The organism is bacterium, from assembly GCA_024228115.1.
Taxonomy (GTDB): domain Bacteria; phylum Myxococcota_A; class UBA9160; order UBA9160; family UBA6930.
Map to the genome: position 1 here is coordinate 1 of JAAETT010000629.1, position 1,888 is coordinate 1,888.

At 64.3% G+C, this 1,888-nt stretch carries 1 protein-coding gene; it reads left to right on the forward strand.

Annotated elements, in window-relative coordinates:
* Nucleotides 1-167 precede the first annotated feature (167 nt).
* A complete protein-coding gene (locus tag GY937_26275) occupies nucleotides 168-1,751 on the forward strand; it encodes an AMP-binding protein (GenBank protein MCP5060222.1) in 1,584 nt (527 codons plus the stop codon).
* The last annotated feature ends 137 nt before the right edge of the window (nucleotides 1,752-1,888 follow it).

The following is a 1,888-nucleotide window of genomic DNA, read 5'->3' on the forward strand; positions in this document are numbered from 1 at the left end:
CTTCGAGCAATGACATAGCCAGATGCGCGAGATCCCAGCATCGAGCTCGTACTTCACCTCGCCACAAAGACAGGAACCCGTCGTCAGCGAATTCTCCACGATGAGGGCCTCGATTCCGTTGGATTGAGCAAGCCTTCGGCTTCTGGCACCCTACCACCCCGGCCCGGATGAACCCACGCGCGGAGGGAGTGAGAACGGTGACGAACCTGATCCGAACGGACACGCTGTGGGAACTGATTGAAGCTCGGGCAGAGGCGACCCCCGAAGGTCTCTTCGGGCTCGACGAAGCCGGCCGCGAGATGACCTTCGCCGGGTATCGAGAAGCTGCCGAGCGCCTCGCCGCCGCGCTCTACGAGCGGGGCGTACGGGAGGACAGCGCCGTCAGCTGGATTCTCCCAACCGGCTTCAACGCCCTCGTCCTCCTCGCGGCGCTCTCGCGCCTCGGTGCCGTGCAGAATCCAATCATTCCGATCTATCGCGGACGCGAAGTCTCCCACTGCCTGCGTCAGACCGGTGCGCAGCTTCTCATCGTCATCGAGCAGTTCCGTGGCTTCGACTATGCAGGGATGGCAAGCGAACTGGCCGAGAAGATCGAGGGCCTCGACGTGCTCGTCGCACCCAACGAGGCGTGGGAACCCCAGCTTCCAGCCGGGACCGGGGAACTCCCGCCCGCGCCAAGCGCCGGAAACAAACTTCGCTGGATCTTCTACACCTCGGGCACGACGTCGGAACCCAAGGGCGCCCGCCACACCGACAAGGGCTTTCTGGCCGCCTCCTTCGGCCTGGCCGTCGCGATGGGGCTATCGCCCTCGGATCGCATCGGTCTCGTCTTTCCGGTCACGCACCTCGGTGGCGTGAACTCGCTCGTCGCGGCGCTCTCGACAGGCGCGAGCCATCTGATCGTCGAGAGCTTCGATCCTCCGACGACGATTCCCTTCCTGGGCAAGCACGGGGTAACCCATGCCGGTGCCGGAACGGCATTCCATCGCATGTACCTGGAGGCCCAACGCAAACAGGGAGACACGCCGATCTTTCCGGACATCCGCGTCTTCCAGGGCGGCGGAGCCCCGAAACCGCCGCCTCTCCACTACGCGCTCAAGGAGGAGTGCGGTGCAGGCATCCTTTCCGTCTACGGGATGACCGAATGCCCGGTCCTGGCCCTCGGCCGCTTCGACGATCCCGACGAGCAACTCGCCACGACCGAGGGGCGGCTCAACCTGCCGGAGACCGAACTCAAGATCGTCCAGGCCGACGGCTCTCTCGCTGCGATTGGCGTGGAGGGCGAGCTTCGCGTTCGGGCGCCGCAGCTCTTCCTCGGCTATCTGGACGAAGCGCTGAACGCCGAGGCGTTCGATGACGAGGGTTTCTACCGCACCGGGGATCTCGGCTTCATCGACGAGAAGGATTGCATCACCGTCTCGGGACGCCTCAAGGACGTCATCATCCGCAAAGGCGAGAACATCAGCGCGCCGGAGGTCGAAGGCCTCCTCCTCGAGCAGCCGAAGCTCGCCGACGCCAGCGTGATTGGCATCCCCGACGAGGTCCGAGGCGAGATGGTCTGTGCCGTGGTGGTGCTGCGCGAGCCCACGGAACCGCTCGCCTTCGAAGAGATGGTCGACTACTTGCGCGGCAAGGAGTTGATGGTGCAGAAGATTCCGGAACGGCTGGAGACCGTAGAAGCATTGCCGCGCAACCCGAGTGGAAAGGTCCTCAAGCGGGAACTGCGCAAGCAGTTCGCGGCAACGGACTGACTGTAGACGCTCACTCAGAAGCGTAGAAATCTGATCATTTGGCCGGGGGGCGACGCAGCCCGCCGTTCCGGATTCCGATTCAGATCTTCCGGGTCGAAAGGTCCTTGACCCAGGGCGAACGCCCTCCCGGCTCGACC

What these genes read in the sequence shown, in the direction of transcription:
- GY937_26275 (MCP5060222.1), top strand. Translation starts at nt 168, where the DNA reads ATGAACCCACGCGCGGAGGGAGTGAGAACGGTGACGAACCTGATCCGA.